The 22,525-nt window shown below is 64.0% G+C and carries 21 protein-coding genes and 1 pseudogene; 6 read left to right on the top strand and 16 right to left on the bottom strand.

Translation table 11 applies throughout. The annotated features are described in order from the left end of the window. The coding region (locus ACLPJJ_RS10440) for an acyl-CoA dehydrogenase C-terminal domain-containing protein (RefSeq protein ID WP_443590915.1) at positions 1 to 600 on the bottom strand (600 nt) is incomplete at its 3' end. Between the two features lie 14 nt (positions 601 to 614). On the opposite strand from ACLPJJ_RS10440, the gene ACLPJJ_RS10435 reads away from it, so the two are divergent. Beyond that, a complete protein-coding gene (locus ACLPJJ_RS10435; protein WP_443590914.1) occupies positions 615 to 998 on the top strand; it encodes an acyl-CoA dehydrogenase C-terminal domain-containing protein in 384 nt (127 codons plus the stop codon). 81 nt (positions 999 to 1,079) lie between these two features. Here the strand turns inward: ACLPJJ_RS10435 and ACLPJJ_RS10430 are convergent, their stop codons facing one another. From ACLPJJ_RS10430 to gluQRS, 8 genes are all read right to left on the bottom strand, one after another. Further along, positions 1,080 to 1,559 (bottom strand): helix-turn-helix domain-containing protein, encoded by a 480-nt coding sequence (locus tag ACLPJJ_RS10430; RefSeq protein ID WP_443590913.1) that lies wholly within the window; start codon positions 1,557 to 1,559, stop codon positions 1,080 to 1,082. A gap of 237 nt (positions 1,560 to 1,796) precedes the next feature. Continuing rightward, positions 1,797 to 3,239, bottom strand: a complete 1,443-nt coding sequence (lnt, locus tag ACLPJJ_RS10425) for an apolipoprotein N-acyltransferase (protein ID WP_443590912.1) — start codon at positions 3,237 to 3,239, stop codon at positions 1,797 to 1,799. A 55-nt stretch (positions 3,240 to 3,294) separates the two neighbouring features. Further along, a complete protein-coding gene (mtnC, locus tag ACLPJJ_RS10420) occupies positions 3,295 to 3,951 on the bottom strand; it encodes an acireductone synthase (RefSeq protein ID WP_443590911.1) in 657 nt (218 codons plus the stop codon). Beyond that, a complete protein-coding gene (locus ACLPJJ_RS10415; protein ID WP_443590910.1) occupies positions 3,948 to 4,487 on the bottom strand; it encodes a 1,2-dihydroxy-3-keto-5-methylthiopentene dioxygenase in 540 nt (179 codons plus the stop codon). The genes mtnC and ACLPJJ_RS10415 overlap by 4 nt, the downstream gene beginning before the upstream one ends. Beyond that, entirely contained in the window at positions 4,484 to 5,077 is a 594-nt protein-coding gene (locus ACLPJJ_RS10410; protein WP_443590909.1) for a methylthioribulose 1-phosphate dehydratase, read from the bottom strand. The genes ACLPJJ_RS10415 and ACLPJJ_RS10410 overlap by 4 nt, the downstream gene beginning before the upstream one ends. 3 nt (positions 5,078 to 5,080) lie before the next feature. Beyond that, complete coding sequence (locus tag ACLPJJ_RS10405) at positions 5,081 to 5,314, bottom strand: twin-arginine translocase TatA/TatE family subunit (RefSeq protein ID WP_443590908.1); 234 nt, start codon at positions 5,312 to 5,314, stop codon at positions 5,081 to 5,083. A gap of 74 nt (positions 5,315 to 5,388) precedes the next feature. Further along, positions 5,389 to 6,342 (bottom strand): lysostaphin resistance A-like protein, encoded by a 954-nt coding sequence (locus ACLPJJ_RS10400; protein ID WP_443590907.1) that lies wholly within the window; start codon positions 6,340 to 6,342, stop codon positions 5,389 to 5,391. After that, positions 6,339 to 7,154 carry a tRNA glutamyl-Q(34) synthetase GluQRS gene (gene gluQRS / locus ACLPJJ_RS10395; protein ID WP_443590906.1) on the bottom strand — a complete coding sequence of 272 codons (816 nt, stop codon included), beginning with the start codon at positions 7,152 to 7,154 and terminating at the stop codon, positions 6,339 to 6,341. Before gluQRS ends, ACLPJJ_RS10400 begins: the two co-directional genes overlap by 4 nt. Positions 7,155 to 7,345: 191 nt before the next feature. Here gluQRS and ACLPJJ_RS10390 point away from each other — a divergent pair, with 191 nt between their 5' ends. Further along, a complete protein-coding gene (locus ACLPJJ_RS10390; RefSeq protein WP_443590905.1) occupies positions 7,346 to 7,906 on the top strand; it encodes an HNH endonuclease in 561 nt (186 codons plus the stop codon). Positions 7,907 to 8,031: 125 nt separating this feature from the next. Here the strand turns inward: ACLPJJ_RS10390 and ACLPJJ_RS10385 are convergent, their stop codons facing one another. The 3 genes from ACLPJJ_RS10385 to xseA form a co-directional block, all read right to left on the bottom strand. Continuing rightward, entirely contained in the window at positions 8,032 to 8,991 is a 960-nt protein-coding gene (locus ACLPJJ_RS10385; protein ID WP_443590904.1) for a GNAT family N-acetyltransferase, read from the bottom strand. Positions 8,992 to 9,263: 272 nt separating this feature from the next. Then, positions 9,264 to 9,518, bottom strand: coding sequence for an Lrp/AsnC ligand binding domain-containing protein (locus ACLPJJ_RS10380; RefSeq protein WP_443590903.1), 255 nt, complete (start codon positions 9,516 to 9,518; stop codon positions 9,264 to 9,266). A 12-nt stretch (positions 9,519 to 9,530) separates the two neighbouring features. Then, a complete protein-coding gene (gene xseA / locus ACLPJJ_RS10375) occupies positions 9,531 to 11,009 on the bottom strand; it encodes an exodeoxyribonuclease VII large subunit (RefSeq protein WP_443590902.1) in 1,479 nt (492 codons plus the stop codon). A 49-nt stretch (positions 11,010 to 11,058) separates the two neighbouring features. On the opposite strand from xseA, the gene purD reads away from it, so the two are divergent. Further along, on the top strand, positions 11,059 to 12,324 hold the full coding sequence (purD, locus tag ACLPJJ_RS10370; protein WP_443590901.1) for a phosphoribosylamine--glycine ligase: 1,266 nt from the start codon (positions 11,059 to 11,061) through the stop codon (positions 12,322 to 12,324). A gap of 93 nt (positions 12,325 to 12,417) precedes the next feature. Here the strand turns inward: purD and ACLPJJ_RS10365 are convergent, their stop codons facing one another. The 3 genes from ACLPJJ_RS10365 to ACLPJJ_RS10355 all read right to left on the bottom strand — a co-directional run bounded on the left by ACLPJJ_RS10365 (position 12,418) and on the right by ACLPJJ_RS10355 (position 17,234). Continuing rightward, on the bottom strand, positions 12,418 to 13,773 hold the full coding sequence (locus tag ACLPJJ_RS10365) for an NRAMP family divalent metal transporter (protein ID WP_443590900.1): 1,356 nt from the start codon (positions 13,771 to 13,773) through the stop codon (positions 12,418 to 12,420). 177 nt (positions 13,774 to 13,950) lie between these two features. Beyond that, positions 13,951 to 16,029 (bottom strand): ABC transporter permease, encoded by a 2,079-nt coding sequence (locus ACLPJJ_RS10360; RefSeq protein WP_443590899.1) that lies wholly within the window; start codon positions 16,027 to 16,029, stop codon positions 13,951 to 13,953. 11 nt (positions 16,030 to 16,040) lie between these two features. Further along, positions 16,041 to 17,234, bottom strand: a complete 1,194-nt coding sequence (locus tag ACLPJJ_RS10355) for an efflux RND transporter periplasmic adaptor subunit (protein ID WP_443590898.1) — start codon at positions 17,232 to 17,234, stop codon at positions 16,041 to 16,043. A 433-nt stretch (positions 17,235 to 17,667) separates the two neighbouring features. Between ACLPJJ_RS10355 and ACLPJJ_RS10350 the strand changes: the two genes are divergently transcribed. The 3 genes and pseudogenes from ACLPJJ_RS10350 (at position 17,668) to ACLPJJ_RS10340 (ending at position 21,977) form a co-directional block, all read left to right on the top strand. Then, positions 17,668 to 18,744, top strand: a complete 1,077-nt coding sequence (locus ACLPJJ_RS10350) for a serine hydrolase domain-containing protein (RefSeq protein ID WP_443590897.1) — start codon at positions 17,668 to 17,670, stop codon at positions 18,742 to 18,744. Positions 18,745 to 18,896: 152 nt separating this feature from the next. Then, positions 18,897 to 20,639: pseudogene (locus ACLPJJ_RS10345) on the top strand (ABC transporter permease). A gap of 12 nt (positions 20,640 to 20,651) precedes the next feature. Continuing rightward, positions 20,652 to 21,977, top strand: coding sequence for an ABC transporter ATP-binding protein (locus tag ACLPJJ_RS10340; RefSeq protein ID WP_443590896.1), 1,326 nt, complete (start codon positions 20,652 to 20,654; stop codon positions 21,975 to 21,977). A 47-nt stretch (positions 21,978 to 22,024) separates the two neighbouring features. Here ACLPJJ_RS10340 and ACLPJJ_RS10335 read toward each other — a convergent pair. Continuing rightward, a partial coding sequence (locus ACLPJJ_RS10335) for a transposase (RefSeq protein ID WP_443590895.1) occupies positions 22,025 to 22,525 on the bottom strand: 501 nt, incomplete at its 5' end.

Here is a 22,525-nt window from a genome sequence, read left to right as displayed (position 1 = left end):
ATCCGGCCCGCCAAGCGGCGCCTTCTCCGCCGCGATGAGCGCCATGCGCGCCCACATGAAGCCCAGCGCCACCAGCCCGAACAAGCGCAGATAGTCGGTGGCGGCCGCACCGGCTTCCTCCGGGTCGGCCATCCCCTTCTCGGCGATGAAGCTGGTGGCCAGCTGCAACGCACCGAAGGCCCGGGCGAAGCCCTGCACCATCTTGCCCAGCTGCGGGTGGTTCTGGTTGGCCTCGATGAACGCGGACACCGGGTGGAAGAAGCGGCGCAGCGACCGGCCGAAATTGGCGGGCAGCTTGCGGCCCACGAGGTCCAGCGCCTGGATGCCGTTGGTGCCCTCGTAGAGCATCGTGATGCGCGCATCGCGGATATACTGCTCCACGCCGTGGTCACGGATGAAGCCATGGCCGCCATAGGTCTGCACCGCGAGGTTGGCGCACTCATAGCCGAGATCGGTGAACAGCGCCTTCGCCACCGGGGTGAGCAGCGCCACGAAATCGGCGGCCTCGGCATTGCCGTGCTCGGCGTCTTCCAGCGCATTGGCCACCCACACGCCAAGGGCGCGGCAGCCCTCGTTGTAGGCGCGCATGGTGAGCAGCATGCGCCGCACATCCGGTGTCCGAGTTCATCGAGGCCAATCAGAACCACCCGCATCTGGGCAAGCTGGTGCAGGGTTTTGGCAGGGCCTTCGGTGCGCTGCAGCTTGCAACCAGCTTCATCGCTGAGAAGGGGATGACCGACCCGGAGGAAGCCGGTGCGGCCGCCACCGACTATCTGCGCCTGTTCGGGCTGGTGGCGTTGGGCTTCATGTGGGCGCGCATGGCGCTCATCGCCGCGGAGAAGGCGCCGCTCGGCGGGCCGGATGCCGCCTTCTACCAGGCCAAGCTGACCACGGCGCGGTTCTACATGGAGCGGATTCTGCCGCAGGCTGGGGCGCTGCTGTTCACCATCAAGGCCGGCAAGGCCTCGCTGATGGAACTGGCTGACGCCGCGTTCTGAGGCGGGTTCTGACGGTGCGAAAAAAACGGGCTGAACCTGGAAGGGTTCAGCCCGTTACCTTATGTGCTCAACCTTATGTGCTCAGCCCGCCTCGAACGCCGTTTCCGGCGTGGCGAGGGATTTCATCAGGTCGAACATGCGCTTGCGCATCGCCGGGTCCTGGATGCGGTAATAGGCGCGCACCAACTCCAGCGTCTCGCGCTTGGTCAGTTGGTCATCCACCCCGGCGTTGAACGGCTCCTGGTGCTCGGCGAAGCCGTACATACGGCCGCGCGGACCGGAGACCGGGCCCTCGGACATGCCTTCCGGCATATCGTCGAAGAAATAGGAAATCGGCACGTCCAGCACGCGTGAGATGTCGAACAGGCGGGAGGCGCCCACGCGGTTCACCCCGCGCTCGTATTTCTGCACCTGCTGGAAGGTCAGGCCCAGCGCGTCGCCCAGGCGTTCCTGCGACATGCCGAGCAATGTCCGGCGCAGCCGGATGCGCGACCCGACATGAATATCGATAGGGCTGGGACGGCTTTCTCGTTCCGGGCGCTCGGCGGTTTCTTCAGCCATTAAATTAGTCTTCTCCAACTTGCGGTGGTAGGCACCGGCTTGTCTTCTTCTCAGCTTATTGCGAATTAGTTGCAGGCTACAACTATAAGATCAACAACCTAACACGGTATTTTTTTAGCATTACACGTTATGCGAATAATTACCTCGATTTAACGAAATTCTCAACAAAAAACTCATAGATCGAATTATTAAGTAGACGCATCGCATCTCATATCGAAAATATTACATAATATCAAATTAAATCCAGCGTGACACTAGCTTTCCGGCGAACACCGCTACAACTCCCAGTATGGCGGGGAACATGAGCCCAAGCCTGGAAAAAAGCGTCGGCGGCAACGCGCCCGGCAGGGGCGCTACCAGTACGCCCTGGGCATCAAGCGGAAGATAGGCGGTGACATGGCCAAAGGGGTCGAACATCGCGCTGATCCCGGAGTTCCCGGCACGGGCCAGCGGCAGGCCTTCCTCTACGGCGCGCAGCCTGGCGTTGATGAAATGCTGGTGCGGGCCCGCGGAGTCGCCGAACCAGGCGTCATCGGTGATAACCACGATCCAGGCGGGGCGGTGCTGCTCGTCGATCATCTGGCCGGGGAATACGTCCTCGTAGCAGATCATCGGCGCGAAGGGGGGCAGGCCGTCCACGGTGATGTTTTCCGGACCGGTTCCCGGGGTGAAGCCACCGTCAAGCATGTCGGGGATGATCTTCAGCGGCAGCCATTTAGGCATGTACTCGCCGAACGGCACCAGCTTCCACTTGTCGTACACCGCCAGCGCCGGCACCGGCCCGGCCACCACAACCAGCGAGTTGCGGAAATCCGTGTTGCTCTCCACGCGCAGAGAGCCCGCAAGCACCGGCGTGGCGCCGGTCACGGCGGCCAGTTGCTGGCGCGCCCCGGCATCTGAGTCGAGCAGCCAGGGGCTGGTGGCTTCCGGCCAGATGATCGCATTGGCCCCGGCCTGTAGCCCGGCATTGCTCATCGCCAGCATGCGCTGCCAGTTGGCTTCCAGCGCCGGGCGGGAATAATCCGGCGGCTCGGGGAAGTTGGGCTGCACCAGCGCGATGTTGAGCCCCGTGGGCGCCACCGGGGTTTGCAGCCGCAGCCAGCCCGCGCTCGCCCACAGCGCCAATATCCCCACAAGTGCTGCCAGCCCGCGCCTGCCGAACATTGGCAGCCCGGCCAGGATCACCGTGGCCAGGGTAAGGCCATGCACGCTTACCCAGGCCGCGGGCTGGATGAAGACGTCGCCCAGCCGCCCGGGGATGGTCCAGTCCGTGCCCCAGAAATTCCAGGGAAAGCCCGAGAACCAGAATTGCTGCGCGATATTGGAAAGCTCCCAGGCCCCGGCGAAGACCAGCAGCCGGCCGAACCCCGGCTTTACCCAGCGAACCGCCAAGGCGGGGATGATGGTATAGAACGCCACCGCGGCAGACAGCGCCGGCGCGGCGAAGGGTACCAGCCACCAGAAAGTCGACGCCTCGGTCAGCACCGGCTCGGTGATCCAGTACAGCCCTGCGATGGCCAGGCCGAAGCCGTAGCACCAGGCGGTGTAGATGGTGCGCTTGACGCTCCCCGCCTCGTCGAGCAGGCGCAGGAAGGCGGGCAGGGAGAATAGCAGCGCCGGCAGGAAATGCACTGGCGGCAACGCCAGAGCCGCAGCCAGACCCCATAAAAAAGCCCGCATCAGCGGGGCTTTTTTCAGCCAGGCATGTACTGCCTGTATGCCCTCACGTGGTGACCTAGCCATGCGGCAACCCAAACTTCCTTGCCACGTCGTCAAAATCCTTCGCCGTTTCGTGCCGGGCGCTGGCGGCGGTACCGTCCTCGGCCCGCACCAGCTGGCAGGTTTGCAGGCCGGAGGCCTTGGCCGCGTCCAGCTCGGCTTCCACGTCCGAGAGGAACAGCATCTCCTCGGGCGGCACGTTCACCCCGCGCGCGATGTCGGCGTAGCTCGAGGCTTCGCGCTTGGGTCCGACGCGGGTGTCGAAATAGGCCTGGAACAGCCCGGTCAGGTCGCCGGCCGGGGTGTGGCCGAACAGCAGCCTCTGCGCCGGCACCGAGCCTGAGGAGTACACGAACAGCCGCAGCCCTGCGCGCGCCCAGCGGCGCAGGGCAGGGGGCACATCCTCGTACAGCTCGGCGGTGATCGCGCCGCTCTTATAGCCCTTTTCCCAGATGATGCCCTGGATCGTCTTCAGCGCCGTGATTTTCTCGTCCCGGTCCATCCAGCCGAGCAGCGTCTCCAGCCTGGGTTCCGGCACCTCCGCCAGCGCGGCATGGCCGGAGGCGACGAATTCCGCCATGCGCGCCCGCGCATACGGGAACAGCACCCGGTGCACGAAGGCGATCGGGGTGGTGGTGCCCTCGATATCGGTGAGAATGGCGGCGGGCTTCATGCGGCGGGGAAGCGCTTGGAAATATCGTTACCCGTGAAATGCGCCACCCAGCCGGAGGTATCGGTGAACACCCGCAGCGCGGTGAAGTCTGGCTTCAGCCCGGCATCGAACCAGTGCCTGATCCCGGCGGGGACATGGATGAGGTCGCCCGCCTCGCAGAAGGCGACATAGACCTTGCCGTTCTCATGCAGCACGAAATGCCCGGAGCCTGCCACGAAGAAGCGGATCTCCGGCTCTGTATGCGTGTGCTCGGACAGGAATTTCTCGCGCAGCGCCGCGGCCTGCGGATGTTCGGGCGTCAGCTTCACCACATCGGCGGAGCCCGCACCGGTGGCGCCCATCAGCGCGTCCAGATAAGGGCGGTAGGCTTCCAGAATCGCCTCGGCCGGGGCATCGGCGGCCAGATGCACCGGGCTGTTCCAGCGCTCGAACCCGACATTAATCTGCTTCAGCTCCGCCGCCACAGCGCCGGGCTCTTCCGAGTCGAACACTGGCACGCCGGGCGCGTCGGCCTGGTAGACGGTCAGGCGGCTCATTTCATCTTCCTCCGCTCCAGTTCGCACTGGAGCAAGAACTCCAGCGCCTCCAGCCGCCAATAGGCATGTTCCACGCTGGTGCCCCAGGCATATACACCGTGGCCCGCGATGACATAGCCGATCGGCGGCTCGCTCTGCAGCAGCGGCTCGATGAACGCCGCCAGCCGGGCGATGTCCTGGTCGTTTTCATAGACCGGCAGCAGCACCTCGTGCTCATGGGTGGCGTAGCCGAAGGCCTTCAGGATCTCGTAATTGGCGAGGGTGATGCCGCCCAGCATGGAGAGCACCGTGGCCGCCACGGAGTGGCCGTGCAGCACCGCGCCCACCTGCGGGAACAGCCGGTAGAGCTGGCAGTGCAGCAGTGTCTCGGCGCTCGGCTTCTGGCCCTCGACCAGCGGGTTGCCGTCGTAATCCACGGCGATGATGTCGGCCGTGGTCAGCCGGCCCTTGTGCACGCCGCTGCGGGTGATCGCGATCCGGCCGTCATCGATTCGCGCCGAGAGGTTGCCGGCCGAGCCGGGCACCCAGCCATGTGCATCCATGCGCCGGCCGGCCTCAGTCAGCGCCTCCGCCAATTCCATCGGAACCATTGTTCAGCCCTGGTTGACGGTCGTCTTGTTCTGCTGCTCGGGCTGCGGCGCGTTCAACGCGCCGGTATCGGCCATCGAGGCATCCTTCGGCTTGGTCTCATCCTCAGCCAGGTTCTGCTTGAAGGATTTGATGCCCTTGCCGAACTCGCCCATCAGGTTGCTGACCTTGCCGGTGCCGAACAGCAGCAGCACGACGGCCAGTACGATCAGCCAATGCCAGATGCTCAACCCACCCATGGTAACCTTCTCCACCCAGATAATTCAGCATGTTTACGCGGATTGCCGGAGGATGCCAAATCCCCCGCCGCGGGCTAGGTTAGCGCCGCTGCCGCCAGCCCGAAGCCATTATACAGCATGTGCAGCAGAATGCCCGGCCTGATTGAACCATAGCGCAGCCGCAGATGACACGAGGCCAGCGCCATCAGGCCGACATCGAGAAACCCCGGCAGATAATGGATTTTCTCTGGCCCATGCGCCGCCAGGAACAATATGGTGGTGACGGCCACCGCCCCGCCGGGGCCGAGCCTTGAGGCCACCCCGGCAAAGCCGATGCCCCGGAAGGCGATTTCCTCCAGCACGGGGCCGAGCACCAGAACCACGCCGAGCATGGCCGCGATGGTGCCGGGCGGGCCGTTGAACAGCTTCGCCGAGGGCAGGTTCTCCAGCGATTTCAGGTCCGGCGGCACCAGCTTGTACATGCCCACCACCACCCCGGCGAGCAGCAGCGCCAGCAGCACCGCCTGCGCATAGGCCGCGGTGGGAGCGCTGCGCCATGCCACGCCGCTTGGGCTGCCATCAGATAGATGCGGCGGTCCCAGCCGGCGCATCGACCATGCCAGCCACAGCGCGGTCATCAGTTCCCCGGCCAGCACCGCGCCGGTCAGCGTCAGGGGGTCGGTAAAGCTCGGCCGGAAGTCTGGGTGTTGCAGGATCAGGTAGAACGCTGCCGTCATCCGCACGTTTACGAACAGCCCGCCGCCCGCGCCCATGGTCAGGCCGAAGCCGAACATGCCCCACAGCCCCTCCACGAGGCCGAGGCGTGGCCGGAAGTGCTGCGGCATGCGCGCCCCGGGCAGGCGGGCGAAGCAGAGTGCCAGTAGCCATAGATTGATCCCGAACTCCCCGCCCATGCCGCCCAGCATGGCCAGCGCTTTCACCGGCACCGGGTGGTGCGGTGCCGCGAGGTCTCCGGCCACATCCATCGCCAGCCCGCCCAGCAGCGTGAACAGCAGCAGCCAGCCAAGTGCTGCGAAGACTCGTCTCATGTCGCGGCCTCGAATTTTTGTAGAATTGTCTCGGGTTTCGTACCGGCGGCACGCATTTCGCGCAATGTCGCCGCCTTGTCGCGCTTGGCCAGGCGCCTGCCGCTAGCATCCGTCAGCAGACGGTGATGCGCGTAAACTGGCGTGGGCAGGCCGAGCAGCGCCTGCAGCAGTACATGGATATGCGTGGCCTCGCGCAGATCTTCGCCACGGATGACATGGGTGATTTCCTGCAGCGCGTCGTCATGCACCACGCAGAGATGGTAGCTGCTCGGCGTATCCTTGCGCGCCAGCACCACATCGCCCAGGCGCTCCGGCTCCGCCTCGATCCACCCTGTGTCCTCCTCGAAGAATCGCAACTCTCCCACGCATTGCCGGGCCGCCGTCACGTCCAGCCGCAGCGCATAGGGCGCACCGGCGGCGATCCGCGCCGCCCTGGCCTCGGGCGGGAGCGCGCGGCAGGTGCCGGGGTACACGCCCTCAGCGCCGTGGGGGGCGGATTGCGCCCGCGCGATTTCCGCCCGCGTGCAGAAGCACGGATACAGCAGGCCGCGCTCCTGCAACCTGCCCAAAGCCGCCGCGTATTCGGCGAAATGCCGGGACTGCGCGCGCACCTCGCCATCCCAGTCCAGCCCCAGCCAGCGCAGGTCTTCCAGGATCGCCGCCGCGTATTCCGGGCGGCAGCGCGTGGTGTCGATATCCTCCAGCCGCAGCCGGAACACATCCGCCCGCCGCCAAGCCATCCAGGCCGAATAGGCGTGGCCGAGATGCAGATACCCGGTTGGGCTAGGGGCGAAACGGGTGATGATGCTCATGCGCCGCCAGCTTATACAGGGGCGTGGCGCCTTGGCGAGGCAGATGACAAAACTCTTACATTCGGCGCAACATCTTGCGGCGCGGCCGTTACTTTGCCATAAAACCCGCATGACTCGAAGGCACTACCATATGTGGGAGCGTTTCGTGACTACTCCACAACATTTGGTCCCGTTCTGGGACAGGTTCAGTAATGCCTGACGGCGGGCTCCATTTCCCCGCCCTTGTTCTCAATGCGGATTTCCGTCCGCTATCCTATTTTCCGTTATCGACCTGGACCTGGCAGGATGCCGTGAAAGCGGTGTTCCTGGACCGGGTTTCCGTACTTTCCGAGTACGAGAAGGAAGTTCACTCGCCCAGCTTCTCCATGCGGCTGCCGAGCGTCATCGCGCTGCGGGACTTCATTCCCTCGGCCCGCACCCCGGCCTTCACCCGTTTCAACGTGTTCCTGCGCGACACCTTCTCCTGCCAGTATTGCGGCGGCAAGCGGGCCACGCAGGAGCTGACCTTCGACCATGTGATCCCGCGCGCCAAAGGCGGGCGCACGAGCTGGGAGAATGTCGTCACCGCCTGCGGCCCATGCAATCTGCGCAAGGGTTCCAAAATGCCGCGCGAGTGCAACATGATCCCGCGCCAGGAGCCCCGCCGCCCGACCAGCTACGAGCTGCAAGACCGCGGCCGCCACTTCCCGCCTAACTACCTGCACGAAAGCTGGCGGGATTTTCTGTACTGGGACTCCGAGCTGGAGGGGTAGTTTTCCTCAGCGGCACAAACTACGGCGTAGGGTGGGTGGAGCGAAAGCGTAACCCACCATTTTGGCATTGGCTGTTTCAGAGATGATGGGTTGCGCTGCGCTCCACCCATCCTACGGCTTGCTGGCTAGTGACTAAGAACATTTGCTAACTTGGTCTTAGACTTTATTGCATGGGCGAAGCGCAAGAGCGGGGGTATTTTAGTTATGTTGATGCGATTACGCACCTCGCCGCCGAAACTAGCTAGAGCAGGGACCGCCGCAGGGCGCGGGAAACTGTCGAAATCAAAGGTCAGCCGCTTTTCACTGGCCATTTTCAGGGCTTCCCAAATCAGCAATTTCATAGAACCCGAGCTTGCCGGATCGGGATCACGGGTGGCGAGAAAATAATACATCACACCATGTCCCCAAACCAGCATGATAGCAGCGCGTAGCACATTTTTTTCATCGCGAACGGCCACCAGGCACCCAGCATCCTGCGCCCGGCATGCCTCATAGAGTCGGATCTTGACTTGGTTGATGTGCTTCTCGGCTGCATTTGTCGACCAGATCTTGCGGTCGGCTTTAAGGTTGGCGTTGAAGAAATGGCAAAATTGATCGATGCCAAGATCATGCTGGATTGAAAACTTTTTTTGTGCACTTTTGATTTCGAAACGGTGTTGCCGGCGTATGCCCTTCCAGGTCCTTTCCAGGGACTGGGTTGCCTCGATGCGCAGGGTATAGCTTAGCGAACTATCATAGCCCAATTCATATAGCGACAAGGCATTTTCTATGATTGGATCGAAAACCTGGTAAAAATAATCATGACGGGGCAATTGCGCCACCAATCCTTTGAGCAACTTACGATGATCCGATTGTTGGAACTTGGACGTAGCACCGAATAAAGGCAATTGAGGGCCGAGAGTATGGGTCAATGGGGGCATGCCGATGCCGGTTATGCCGATGCGGCGCTTAATAATGTAAGGCAGACGGGCAATCGCTGTCCCATTTGAGCTTACCGTTGCTTCGCACCAATTTCCTTGGGTCACTGCATCAAGCCACCAAGGCTCGTGGAAAATTGTTGTGAAACAGGGCGCAGTGGTGCGCATGGTAAAGTCTGCCGAATGATTCACGAATATCACTCTCCCGAAAAGAAATAAAAAATACGAATTATTCTAAGTTTCGCCGAGCTAGCGTCCAAGCGAGGGGCAGCAATCTTCCAGCATATTGAACGAAACGATTGCAAAATGCAACGTTTGGAATCCTTAGTGTCCGTTCGAAAACAACTTGAATTTATAGCAAGCCGTAGGATGGGTGGAGCGTAGCGCAACCCATCGGTCATGAAATAGCCAAGTCGAAATGGTGGGTTGCGCTTTTCCCCCTACACCCCACCACCCGGTGTGAACGCGTTGAACGCGATCATCGTGCTCGTATCTGCAATTTCTGGTACCTTGTGCAGCTTGGTGTTCACGAACACGCCGGGGTCGATCTCGTCGTCCAGGTTGATGATCGCCAGTAAGTCGTAATGACCTGAGATCGAATAGATATGGCAGGGGATTACCTTGTCGATAATGTACGCCGCGACATGGTAGGCCTCGCCAAGCTGGCACTTGATCTGCACGATCAGCGTTTTCATCGGAAAGTCCTCCTATAATCCCAAATCAAGCTGTGCGGTTTTTTTCTCCGCCCGAACCGCCACCTCGCCATCCGCGAAGCGGAGCGACAACGCAGCGCCCGGCGATACCTTCGCCGCACTCGTCACCGCAGCACCTTTTGCATTTGTCACCAAAGCAAAACCACGCGCCAGCACGCGTTCGTAACTCACCGCTTCCAGCCTGGATGAAACATTTTCCAGCCGCAGGCGCGCTTCGCGCAGGCGGCCGGGCAGGGGGGCGTCCAGCCGTTGCGCCAGCAGCCCCACCTTGCCGCGCCGTAGCGCGATCTCCGCGCCTGGATGCGTCAGCCGATAGCCCGCCGCGTCCAGCCGTTTTTGGCCCGTGCGCAGCAGATTGGGCAGGCCGTCCCGCAGGCGGCGTTCGAGCAGCTGCACATTGCCGCGCAGGCGGAGCAGAAACTCGCGCGGGTGCCGTAGCGCGAGGCGCTCCACCCGCGCCCGGCGCGTGGCGAAGAAATTGGGCAAGGCGAGGGCCAAGCGTTCGCTCCGGTCGTCCAGCCGTTGCCGCGCCGTGCCCAGCATGGCGGGCAGGTCGGGCAGTTTCGCCCCGGCCCGGTCCAGCCCGGCGCGGGCCAGCCCCATCAGCCGGGCAAGTGCACCTTCCAGCCGCGCCGTGCGCTGGGTGAGGTCCGCCAGCAACTCCAGCCGCGCCGGCACCGCCATCTCGGCGGCGGCAGTGGGGGTGGGCGCGCGGCGGTCAGCGGCGAAGTCGATCAACGTCGTGTCCGTCTCATGCCCCACGGCGGCGATGAGCGGGATGCGGCTCGCCGCCGCCGCCCGCACCACGGCTTCGTCGTTGAAGGCCATGAGGTCTTCCAGACTGCCGCCGCCACGCGCCACGATCAGCACATCCGGCTGCGGCAATTCAGGGGGCAGGGCGTTGAACCCGGCAATGGCGGCGGCGATCTTCTCCGCGGCACCCTCGCCCTGCACCGGCACCGGCCAGAGCAGGATGGGCCTGGGGAAGCGCCTTGCGATGGTCGTCTTGATATCCTGCAACACCGCGCCCTGGGCCGATGTCACCACCCCCACCACGCGGGGCAGCATGGGCAGCGGCCGCCGCCGCTCGAACAGCCCTTCGCCCTGCAATTTCACCCGTAGCGCCTCGATGCGCGCCAGCAGCGCCCCGGCCCCGGCATATTCCAGCCGCTCGACGATGAGCTGGTACTCCGACCGCTCGGGGTAGGAGGTCAGCTTGCCGGTGGCGATCACCTCGACGCCGTTCTCCGCCTTCAGCCCGACTCGCGGCACCACGCCCTTCCAGATGATGGCGCGGATCTTCGCCCCCTCGTCCTTGAGGGCGAAATACTGGTGCCCCGAGCCGTAAGCCTTGAATTCCGTGATCTCGCCGCGCACCCGCACGCGGCCGAACGAGCCTTCCAGCGTGCGCTTCACCGCGCCCGCAAGCTCGGAGACGGAGAATTCCGGTGTGTTTTGTCCCATTTCACTCATGGCGCCAGACTATGATACAGCGCGCCTGGGTAACAGTAGGGGGCAGCACATGCGCGTATTGATCATCGGTTCCGGCGGGCGGGAGCACGCGCTGGCCTGGGCGATCGCCAAGAGCCCGCAGCTGAACAAGCTCTACATCGCCCCGGGCAACCCCGGCACCGCCGAGCTTGGCGAGAACGTGATGCTCCGCACCACCGACATCCAGGGCATCGTCAGCTTTGCCGTGGAGCATAAGATCGACCTCGTGGTACCCGGCCCCGAAGCCCCGCTTGTGGCTGGCATCGCGGACGCGCTGGCCAAGGCGGGCATCGCCTGCTGCGGCCCTACCGCCGCGGCGGCGCAGCTCGAGGGCAGCAAGAAATTCACCAAGGAAGTCGCCGAGGCCGCGCAAATCCCCACCGCGAAATGGGCCAGCTTCACCCACGCGCTGGAGGCGCATGAATATATCGAGGCCGTGGGCGCCCCCATCGTCATCAAGGCTGATGGCTTGGCGGCGGGCAAGGGCGTGGTTGTGGCGCAAACGCCCGAGGAGGCGCACGAGGCCATTACCGCCATCATGGAGGACAAGGTGCACGGGCAGGCTGGGGCGCTCGTGGTTATCGAGGATTGCCTGGTGGGCGAGGAGATTTCCGTGTTCGCCCTCTGCGATGGCGAGGACGCGCTGTATTTCGGCACCGCCGCCGACCATAAGCGCGTGGGCGACAACGACACCGGCCCGAACACCGGCGGCATGGGCGCGATCTTCAACCCGCCCTGGGCCACGCCCGAGGTCGTGCAGGCCAGCATGGACCAGATCATCCGTCCCGCGCTGAAGGAGATGGCCCGGCGCGGCACGCCGTTCCGCGGCTTCCTGTTCGCCGGGCTGATGGTCGAGGAGGATGGTCCGAAGCTGATCGAATTCAATGTCCGCTTCGGCGACCCGGAATGCGAGACTGTGCTGCCCATGCTGGAGAGCGACCTGCTCGCGGCGCTGGTGGCCGCCACCAATGGCACGCTGAAGGACGCCAAGGTGGAGTTCCACACCGGCAGCTCCGCCACGGTGGTGATGTGCGCCAAGGGCTATCCTGGCGCTTACGCCACGGGCTCGGAGATTTACGGGCTCGAGGAGGCGGGAGAACTCCCCGGCGCGCACATCTTCCACGCCGGGACTATGGCCGACCAGGGCGGGATTCTCGCCAATGGTGGACGCGTGCTGGCGGTGAACTCGGTGGGCGCGGATCTGCGCGAGGCGATCACGCGGGCCTATGCGGTGGTGGATGCCATTGACTGGGAAGACGGCTTCTGCCGGAGGGATATCGGGAAGCGGGCGCTGTAACCAGCCCATCATCAGCACCAATCCGCGATAGCGGGTTTGTCCTTGGCCCTGGCGGGGGACAGTCATGGACACCGTCCGAGACCGATCGCGACCTCACCACGTCGCGAACATGATCACAACTGCCACCGCCATCACGCCGGTGCAGAGCCACCCCATTGCCCAGAGCGGTCGCGGCAGGGTGAAGGCGCCCATCACCTGCTTTCGCATGCTCATGATCATGATCATCACCATCAGCGGCACGGCGACGACGCCATTGATCACCGCGCACCAGAACAGTGCCTTGATCGGGTCGAGATCGACGTAGTTGATGAGGATGCCGATCAGCGTGCCGACCACGATCGTGCCGTAGAACGCCTTGGCGTCGCGCGGCAGCCGTGCGAGGCCGGTCGGCCAACCGAGCGCCTCGCCGAGCGCATAGGCGGCCGATCCAGCGAGTACGGGCACAGCAAGCAAACCGATGCCGATGATGCCGGCGGCGAAGATGACGAAGGTGAAGGTGCCCGCGATCGGTCTGAGTGCCTCCGCGGCCTCGGCAGAGGTGTTGATATTGGTAAGACCGTGCGCGTGCAGCGTGGCTGCAGTGGTGACGATGATGAACCAGCTGATGAGGTTCGAGAATCCCATGCCGACATAGGTGTCGAGCCGGATACGCCAGATCTCGCGCGACGCCTCCTCCGGCGCCTCCAGCAAGGTATGCGCTTTGGGATCGATACGCTCCTCTTCCGCCTCTTCGGAGGATTGCCAGAAGAAGCAATAGGGCGTGATGGTGGTCCCCAGCACCGCGACGATCGTGACGACGTAGTCCTGCCGCCAGACGAGGCTGGGCACGAAGGTGTCGAACGCGACGCGCCCCCACGGCACATCGACCACGAGCGCGGTCGCGGCATAGGCCAGCAGCGACAACGACGCCCATTTCAGGATCGAGGCGTAGCGCTCGTAGCGGGCGAACGTCTCGAGCAGGGCGCAGAAGATGGCGAAGGCGACGACGTAGAGGCGTTCGGGCCCGGCGACCAGCAGATGCAGCGCCGCCCCCATCGCGCCGAGATCGGCACCGAGATTGAGGATGTTGGCTGCGAGGAGGAGAGCCACAATCGCGCGCAGCAGCCAAGGCGGATAATACGCGCGGATATTGCCCGCGATCCCCATGCCGGTGACGCGGCCGATCCGCGCGCAGATCTCCTGGATAGCCGCCATCAGCGGCCAGGTGAACAGCATCACCCAGGTCATGCCGTAGCCGAACTGGGCGCCCGCCTGGGAGTAGGTCGCGATCCCGCTCGGATCGTCGTCCGAGGCGCCGGTGATCCAGCCCGCGCCAAAATAGCGCAGGAATTGCCTCTCGCCTGCAGCGAGGCGGCCCCAATGGCGCGCAATCCGCGCCGCGAGCGGCGGTGTGGTGCGGGATGCAGCCAGGGGACGGGCGGGAAGGCGATCTGGTTGCGGGCTCGCCATGAATGGCCTTCTTTGTTGTGTAAGCGCTTTCGCTATGCGCGATACTGTAGGCATTGAGGTGGATCAACTAAAGCCATCATTGCCCGCGAGGAGAACAAGGCTCGCTACGGCCGGCTTTTGGAAGCCGTTCATTTACCCGCGGCCAGTCCTGGTCGCCTGTATCGTGCCGCCTCAAGATCACTCATAGCGTAACGCCTCTATCGGGTTGAGATGCGCCGCCTTGCGGGCCGGGTAGTAGCCGAAAAACACCCCCACCGCGACCGAGAAGAGAAATCCGCCGAAGATCGCGAACAGCGAGACCGGCGCTGGCCAACCACCAATGAACGTGATGGCCACGGAGATGCCGATGCCAAGAATGATTCCGGCAATGCCGCCGGTGACACTAAGGAACACCGCCTCTGCCAGGAATTGCAGCAGCACATGCAGGCGCTGTGCGCCGATGGCCATGCGCAGTCCGATCTCGCGCGTGCGTTCGGTGACCGAGACCAGAAGGATGTTCATGATCCCGATGCCGCCGACGAGCAGTGAGATGGAGGCGACCGCCGCCAGCAGCAGCGCCATGATACGGCTCGCCCCTTGTGCGGCCTCGGCGATCTGGCTGAGGTTATGCACGGAAAAATCCTGCAATGCCCCCGGCTGGATCTGGTGCCGGACGATGAGTGTCTGCGTCACCTCGCGCATCGCGGCATTGACCGTACCGGCCCCGGTTGCCTGCACGTAGAGCTGGTTGACGTAACCAGTGAGCCTGAGCTGCAGCCCGTACGGGTTTGGCCAAGGGGGATAGGGCCAGTTGAGTTGCGTCTGCTGCTGCGTCGGCGCTGCGGTGCCGAGCACGCGCTGCTCCGCCGTGGAGAATGGCAGCATCACCACATCATCCTGGTCCTGGCCGAAGGCGGTCTGGCCTTTCGCACTGAGCAGCCCGATCACCCGCAACGGCGTGCCATCCACGAGAATGGTGGCGCCGACCGGGTTTTCCCCGGCGGGAAAGAGCTGCTTGTACACCGTCTGGCCAATCAGCGTGACGAGCGCCGAGCCGCTCTCGTCCTCCGCCATGAACAGCCGCCCGGTATCGACCGTCCAGTTGGTCATGGCGGCATAGCCCAGACTCACGCCCTGAATGCTCGTCGTCCAGTTCTGGCTTTCATAGCGGACTTGGCCGAGCGAGCGGATCAGATAGCTAACATTGCCAACGGCTGGATCTTCCCGCCCGATGGCCGTTGCGTCGGCCACAGTGATGGTGGAGGCGCTGCCGAACCCGGCGCGCACGCCGCTGGTGGTTGCCGCACCGGGCAAGATGACGAGCAGATTGGTACCGAGGCTCTCGATTTGCTTGTGCACGGCCTCATTCGCCCCTTGCCCCACCGCCACCATGGCGATGAGCGCTGCCACGCCGATGAACACGCCCAGCATGGTGAGGGCCGAGCGCATGCGGTTGCGGCCAAGGGCCTGCAGCGCCGCGCCGACGATCATCCGCCCGAACGCCAGAGCCGCTCCAACGTGAAAGCCGCTGGCAACTTCACTCGCCGCCGCCTCCTGTTGCTTGCCCGTCTGCACCGCTGCCTTGCGCTGGTCCGCGACGATCTCGCCATCGCGCATCGTCAGTATGCGGTCGGCATAGGCGGCGATGTCGGCCTCATGGGTGATTACCAGAATGGTCACGCCCTGCTCGCGGTTGAGCCGCGTCAGCGTCTGCATGATCTCATGCGAGGTCTTCGTGTCGAGATTGCCGGTCGGCTCATCGGCCAGTAGCAGATCCGGCGCGTTGATCAGCGCCCGGGCAATGGCCACGCGCTGCTGCTGCCCGCCGGAGAGCTGTGCTGGCGTGTTGTGCTCACGCTCGGCCAAGCCGAGCCTGGCCAGCGACTGGCGGGCGCGCTCCAACCGCGCCGCGCCGCTCACCGGCCCGTGGGCGGCGTAATAGAGCGGCAGCGCCACGTTCTCCGCCGCGCTGGTCCGGGCCAGGAGGTTGAAGCTCTGGAACACGAAGCCGAGGCGCTGGCTGCGAATGCGTGCCAGTTCCGGCTCGGGCAGTGCTGCGACATCCACGCCCTCGAAAAAATACCGGCCACCGCTTGGGCGGTCCAGGCAGCCAAGGATCGCCATCAGCGTGGATTTGCCCGAGCCGGACGAGCCCACGATGGCGACGAATTCCCCGCGCTCGACCGTCAGGCTGACGTGGTTGAGGGCGCGGACCTCGACATCTCCCGTGCGGTAGATCCGGGTGACATCCTCCAGCCTGAGCAGCGGTCCGGCCACGGCCCGTCCCGCTATTGCTGCGGCGCGGGCGTTTGTACGCCCGATCCGCGCTGGTCGCCGATGATCACCTGATCCCCCGGCTGCAGGGCGCCGCTCGTGATCTCGGTATTGACGTCATCATCGAGCCCCGTCGTTACCGGCACCGCGACCGGGTTGCCGGTACGCAGCACCCATACCCGTGCCCCTGTACCCGCGGCGGCGCCAGCCGGCGTATATTGCAGGGCCTGGTCCGGCACGCGGATCACGCCTGTCCGCTGCGTGGTGACGATCTGCACGGAAGCGGTCATGCCGGGCTTCAACACCAGGTCGGTGTTGTCGACATTCACCACCACGTCGTAGGTCACGACATTCTGTACGGTCTGCGGCGACTGGCGCACTTGTGCCACGACGCCATGAAACACCCGGCTGGGAAAAGCGAGGACGGTGAAATCCGCCGGATCTCCGTCCTGCACCGCGCCGATATCGCCCTCGGCGACATTGGTATCCACCTGCATCTTGGTGACATCAGTGGCGATAAGAAACAAAGTCGGCGTCTGGAACGAGGACGCGACGGTCTGTCCCTCAGTAACATCGCGCGACACAACCAATCCATTCACGGGGGAAACGATGCTGGTGTACTCCAAATTTACCCGCGCCGCCGCAAGGGAGGCCTGATCCAGCTGGATCTGTGCCTGATCAAGCACCACCTGCGCCTGTTCTGCCTCGAAGGCGGCCTTCGCGGCATCGGCGGTGTCGGCCGAGATGGAATCCTCCCTCTGCAGCTTCTGGTCGCGCTGATTGGTCACAGTGGCATAGCGAAGATTGGCTTGGTCCTTGGCCAAATTGGCACTATCCACCGCCTGCTTCGCCACGTCCTGGTCAACAGCCGCCTGATATGTGCGCGGGTCGATCTTGGCGCAGATCTGCCCGACCTTCACCACCGTGTTATAGTCGCAATAGAGCTGCTGAATGATGCCGGACACAGCGGCGCCAACAATGACGGTGAGGTTGGGATTCACCGTGCCGGTTGCCGTGACGGCGCGGGCGATGGCGCCACGCGAAACCTCCGCCGTCAGATAGCGGACGGTTCCTTGCCTGCTCATATGCCACCAGGCGAAACCGAGGCCGGCAACGAGCAAGATCACCACCCCACCCAGGACGCGCCATGTCCGCAGCCTGTTCGGCGGCTTGAGCTCCGGCACCCCACCTCCCGCCTGACCGTTCATTTCCTCCCGCTCTCCGTGCCGCGCGCTGCGGCGGACCAAAGAGAAACTTTAGCACCCGGCAGGGAGGCAGCGGTTGACCTGGGTCAACCCCCGGCAGACAGACAGGCTATGGACATTGATGGCGCTGCGGTTGCACTCTGGTCTTCCCCTCACCCGAGGCCGTCACCGATGACATCATTGCCGTCTCCGCCCGCCGGGCTGACACCTGACAATCCGCCTCAGCATGCGGAAGCGGATGGCGATGTAGCCGCCTCAGGCGGCTGATATCGGCAGAAACCGGACAACGTCTTTGAGGCAATAACAACGTAGGCAACGATTGCAACAATATCCGGCCAAACACACTGCATACCGGGGCGGCACCCGTGGGCGGCGCCGTCTTGCCGCCGGCTTCGGCCTGCTCCTGGCTTGCCTTGCTTTAAGCGGGTGCCAGAGCGTGCCGCCGCCCCACCGCATCACGGCGGAAAACCCGGCGCTGCTCGCTGGCATCGCCGCCATTGCGCAGGATGAGATCGCCCGTGGCGACATTCCAGGCACAGTCATCGAGATCGGACATCGCGGCCGCATCGTCTACCGGGCGGCCTTCGGCTACGGTGCCGATGCGGCACCGCTGCACCCCGATGCGATCTTCGACCTCGCCTCGCTTACCAAGGTGGTGGCGACCGCCCCGGCGATCATGCAGCTGCAGGAGCAAGGCCGTCTGCGCCTGGATGACCCGGTGGCCGCGTACTGGCCCGCCTTCGCCGCCAACGGCAAGGGCCAGATCACGATCCGCCAGCTGCTGACCCATACCTCCGGCCTGCGCCCCGATTTCATGGGCATGGACTGGCATGGCGAGGCCGGGGCGCTGGCGAAGATCGCGGCGGACCATCCCGTGGCAGCGCCAGGCGGCAGCTTCATCTACAGCGATCTCAATTTCATCGTGCTCGGCGCCCTGGTGGAGAAGTTTTCCGGCGAGAGCCTGCCGCTCTACGCCGCGCAGCACATCTTCACGCCGCTGCGCATGACGGACACCGGCTTCGATCCGCCATCCGGCGACAATGCCCGCCTGGTGCCGACGGATGTCCAGGACGGCGCGTTACGCTGGGGCGCGGTGCAGGACCCCACCGCCTACCAGATGGGCGGAGCGGCTGGCCATGCCGGACTGTTCTCGACGGCCGACAATCTGGCGCGCTTTTGCCAGATGCTGCTGAATGGCGGCGAGCTGGATGGCGCGCGGATCCTTAGCCCCGGCAGCGTGGCGCAAATGACCGCGCCAGAGGCTCTGCCCGATGGTGTCACGCGCGGGCTTGGGTGGGACATGGCCTCGCCCTACAGCAGCTGGACCGGCGGGGCATTCAGTGCCAACTCCTACGGCCACACCGGCTATACTGGCACGGCATTGTGGATCGACCCAGCGACTGGCACCTTCCTGATCATCCTCACCAGCCGGCTCTATCCATACGATGAAGGTGATGCGATGCCGCTGCGCCGGCGCGTGGGGCAGGTGGTGGCAGCGGCATTTCCTCCGTGAGCATCGCCCGATAGCGCGCTATTGACGTTGTTGTGGCGATATGAAAGTGGGAATCTGGCGCCCGGCGATGCCGTTCATAGTAACGAGGACGTGTTTAAGCGGCGTGAATCCGCCGGTGCCCTGATCTTGCTGCCGTTAGCAGAGGTACATTGATGTCCCGGCCGGTTTGGCTAAGGCCGCTGCCTTCCCTGAGCCGCCTCGGCGCCGGTCTGCCCGGCCGGGCGGATGTGGTGGCCGTCGCGCTGGTGCTCACCCTGGCGGTGGTGCTGGCGGTGGGCGCAACCCGGACCTTCGGGCCGATGCCCGGCATGGCCAAAATCTCGCTCGATCCCCTCCTGCTGCCAGGCTACGCGGTCAGAACCGTGCTTCGCATGCTGGCCGCCATGGCCGCGTCGCTGATTTTCACGCTGACCTACGGGACGCTGGCAGCCAAAAGCCGGCGGGCCGAAATCGTGCTGGTTCCGCTGCTGGACATCCTGCAATCAGTGTCTATCCTGGGTTATCTTTCATTCACAGTTACATTCTTCCTGTTTCTTTTTCCGCATCGCGTGTTTGGGGCGGAACTTGCCTCGGTCTTCGCCATCTTCACCAGCCAGGCGTGGAACATGGCCTTCAGCTTCTACCAGGCGCTGCGGACCATCCCCACCGACCTCGACGAAGCAAGCCGGGCGTTCAGGTTCTCGGCGTGGCAACGCTTCTGGCGGCTGGAATTTCCCTTCGCCGTCCCCGGGCTCGTATGGAACATGATGATGAGCATGTCCGGCGGCTGGTTCTTCGTCGTCGCCTCCGAGGCGATCACAGTCGGCAACCAGTCCATAGCGCTTCCCGGCATCGGTTCCTATGTGGCGCTGGCGATCCAGCGGCAGGATCTCGCCGCCGTGGGATGGGCCATCCTCGCCATGACCGGTGTGATCGTCATCTATGACCAGCTCATGTTCCGGCCGCTCGTCGTCTGGGCGGATAATTTCCGGGTCGAGCAGACCGCCGCGCAGACCATGCCGCATTCCTGGTTCCTCCAGCTCCTGCGCCATTCCCGCCTCATCTACCTTGCCGGGCGCCCAGTGGGGTTCTGCCAGCGCCGGCTGCTGAGAGCCAGGCTACTCAACCGTCTTCCGGCCGTGGGCCTAACCTCCATCCCCACACGGCGCGGGCGGACCCGCGATATCATCTGGTACGCGGTTGTGGGGTTGGGGGCGGCATATATCGCCAGCATCGCCATACGTTATATTGCGAGCGAAGCTGGCTGGGCCGATGTCCGGACGGCACTCTGGCTCGGCGGAATCACGCTGCTGCGCGTGGCGGTCCTCATCGTGCTGGCGTCTCTCGTCTGGGTGCCCATTGGTGTGACGATCGGGCTGCGGCCGAAGCTCGCGGAACACATCCAGCCATTGGCGCAGTTCTTCGCGGCCTTCCCGGCCAATCTGTTGTTCCCCTTCTTCGTCATCCCCATCGTGAGGTTCGGCCTCAACCCTGATATCTGGCTCACGCCACTGATGATCCTGGGCACGCAATGGTACATTCTCTTCAACGTCATCGCCGGCGCCACGGCGTACCCGACCGACTTCCGTGAAGCCGCCACGAATTTCCGCTTCCATGGCTGGCAGTGGTAAAGGACCGTGATATTGCCGGGTATTTTTCCGTATTATGTGACCGGGGCGATCACCGCCTCCGGCGGCGCGTGGAACGCCAGCATCGTCTCGGAAGTGGCGTCATGGGGTTCCGACCATCTGACCGCTCACGGGCTTGGCGCCTATATCGCCCAAATGACCATGGCCGGTGACATGCCGCGCATCGTACTCGGCATCGCCGTGATGTCGGGCTTCGTAGTCCTGTTCAACCGTCTGCTCTGGCGGCCGCTCTACGCCTACAGCGAGCGCCACTTTCGGCTGGACTGAAAAGGGAAGACAATGCCCGAAGCCATCACCACGGACGGCGCTACGAGCGGAGTTGAGCTGGACCTGCGCCACGTCGGCCAGACCTATCCGCGGCCCTCAGGCGAACGGCTCGTGGTTTTGGAGGATATCAGCCTGACCCTGCGCGAAGGCGAGATCGTGGGGCTGCTCGGACGCTCGGGCTGCGGCAAGTCCACGCTGTTACGGATCGTCGCCGGGCTGACCCCGCCAACCTGCGGCGAGGTCCGCTATCGCAGCAATATCGTGCGAGGGCCCGCTGAGGGGATCGCCTTGGTCTTTCAGAGCTTCGCCCTGTTCCCCTGGCTGACGGTGCTGCAAAATGTCCAAGCTGGGCTGGATGCGATCGGCGTGCCCGAGGAGGAGGCACGCAAGCGGACTCTCGCCGCGATCGACCTGATCGGCCTCGACGGGTTCGAGAACGCCTATCCCAGGGAATTGTCCGGCGGCATGCGCCAGCGCGTCGGCTTCGCGCGGGCGATGGTCGTCGACCCCACGATCCTGCTGATGGATGAGCCATTCTCAGCGCTAGACGTGCTCACCGGTGAGACATTGCGGAGCGATTTCATGGGGCTATGGACCACTCGGCATCTGCCCATCAAGTCGATCCTGCTGGTCACGCATAATATCGAGGAAGCGGTGTTCATGTGCGACCGCGTCCTCATCCTCTCATCGCATCCAGGCCGCGTCGTAGCCGAGATCGAAATTCCGCTTCGCCACCCGCGCCAGCGTCTCAGCCTTGCCTTTCGCGACGTCGTGGACGACATCTACAGCCGCATGATGGCCGGCCCCGTGCCCGTGGTGGAAGGCCAGCAGCCCGAGCCGATCGCCAGCATCGCCACGAGGTTGCCGAACATGTCGGCGATGCGGATCACCGGCTTGGCTGAAATGCTGGCGGGCTCGCCTTTCAATGGCCGGGCGGATTTGCCGGCGCTCGCAGCACGGGCGCCTCTCGACGTCAACGCGCTCTTCCGGCTGGCGGAAGTGGCGCAGGTGATGGGCTTCGCCGAGTTGCATGGCGGCGGCCTGCATCTCACCACCGCGGGACATGCCCTTACCGAGGCAGACATGGCCGGGCGCAAGCGGCTATTCGCCGAACACCTCCTCCGCTCGATCCCGCTCGCGGCGCATATCCGCAGGGTGCTGGACGAGCGGCCCGGCCATGCCGCACCGCGCGTCCGTTTCGTCACCGAGCTGGAAGACCATCTGAGCACCGAGGACGCCCAGCACACGCTCAGCGCCGTAATCAACTGGGGACGCTACGCGGAATGCTTCACTTATGATCATCCGCGCAGATTATTCAGCTTGGAAAATCCCGAATGATGGGGGGCAGGAGGCGTCCCGGCCAGGCTGATTAGAGCATGATAGCTTTAAGTTGAATAACCTGCTTCTGTAAAATAGTTGATGCATTCAGTGGGGGTAATTTGGTCGATGAGCCTGCCGATGCAGGCGGTCGTTTGCTCAACGGTGCGGGCGTTTTCCTTGCGGAGCAGTGTCTTGAGTTTGGCGAATGCCTGCTCGATTGGGTTGAGGTCGGGGCTGTAGGGCGGCAGGAAGATGAGCTTGGCGTCGGCGTCCCTGATTGCACGGCGGACCGCGCTGGATTTGTGGCTGCTGAGATTGTCCATCACCACGATGTCGCCTGGCCGTAGGGTTGGCACCAAGAACTCGATCACCCATGCCAGGAAGCTTTTGGCGTTGATCGGCCGGTTGAACATGCAGGGGGCAACGATGCCGTCACATCGTAAGACCGCATGTCCGTCCCGGCTGGGCGGTTTAGACGATAACGTACCGCTCGGCGCTAGGCGGCTGCAATTGTGCAGCTCCCTTTGTCGCTGGGAGATGACCCATGGGAGAGCATATCGAGGTAT

Source organism: Acidocella sp., assembly GCF_052326845.1.
Lineage (GTDB): Bacteria > Pseudomonadota > Alphaproteobacteria > Acetobacterales > Acetobacteraceae > Acidocella.
This window is presented reverse-complemented; position numbering and strand designations above follow the sequence as displayed.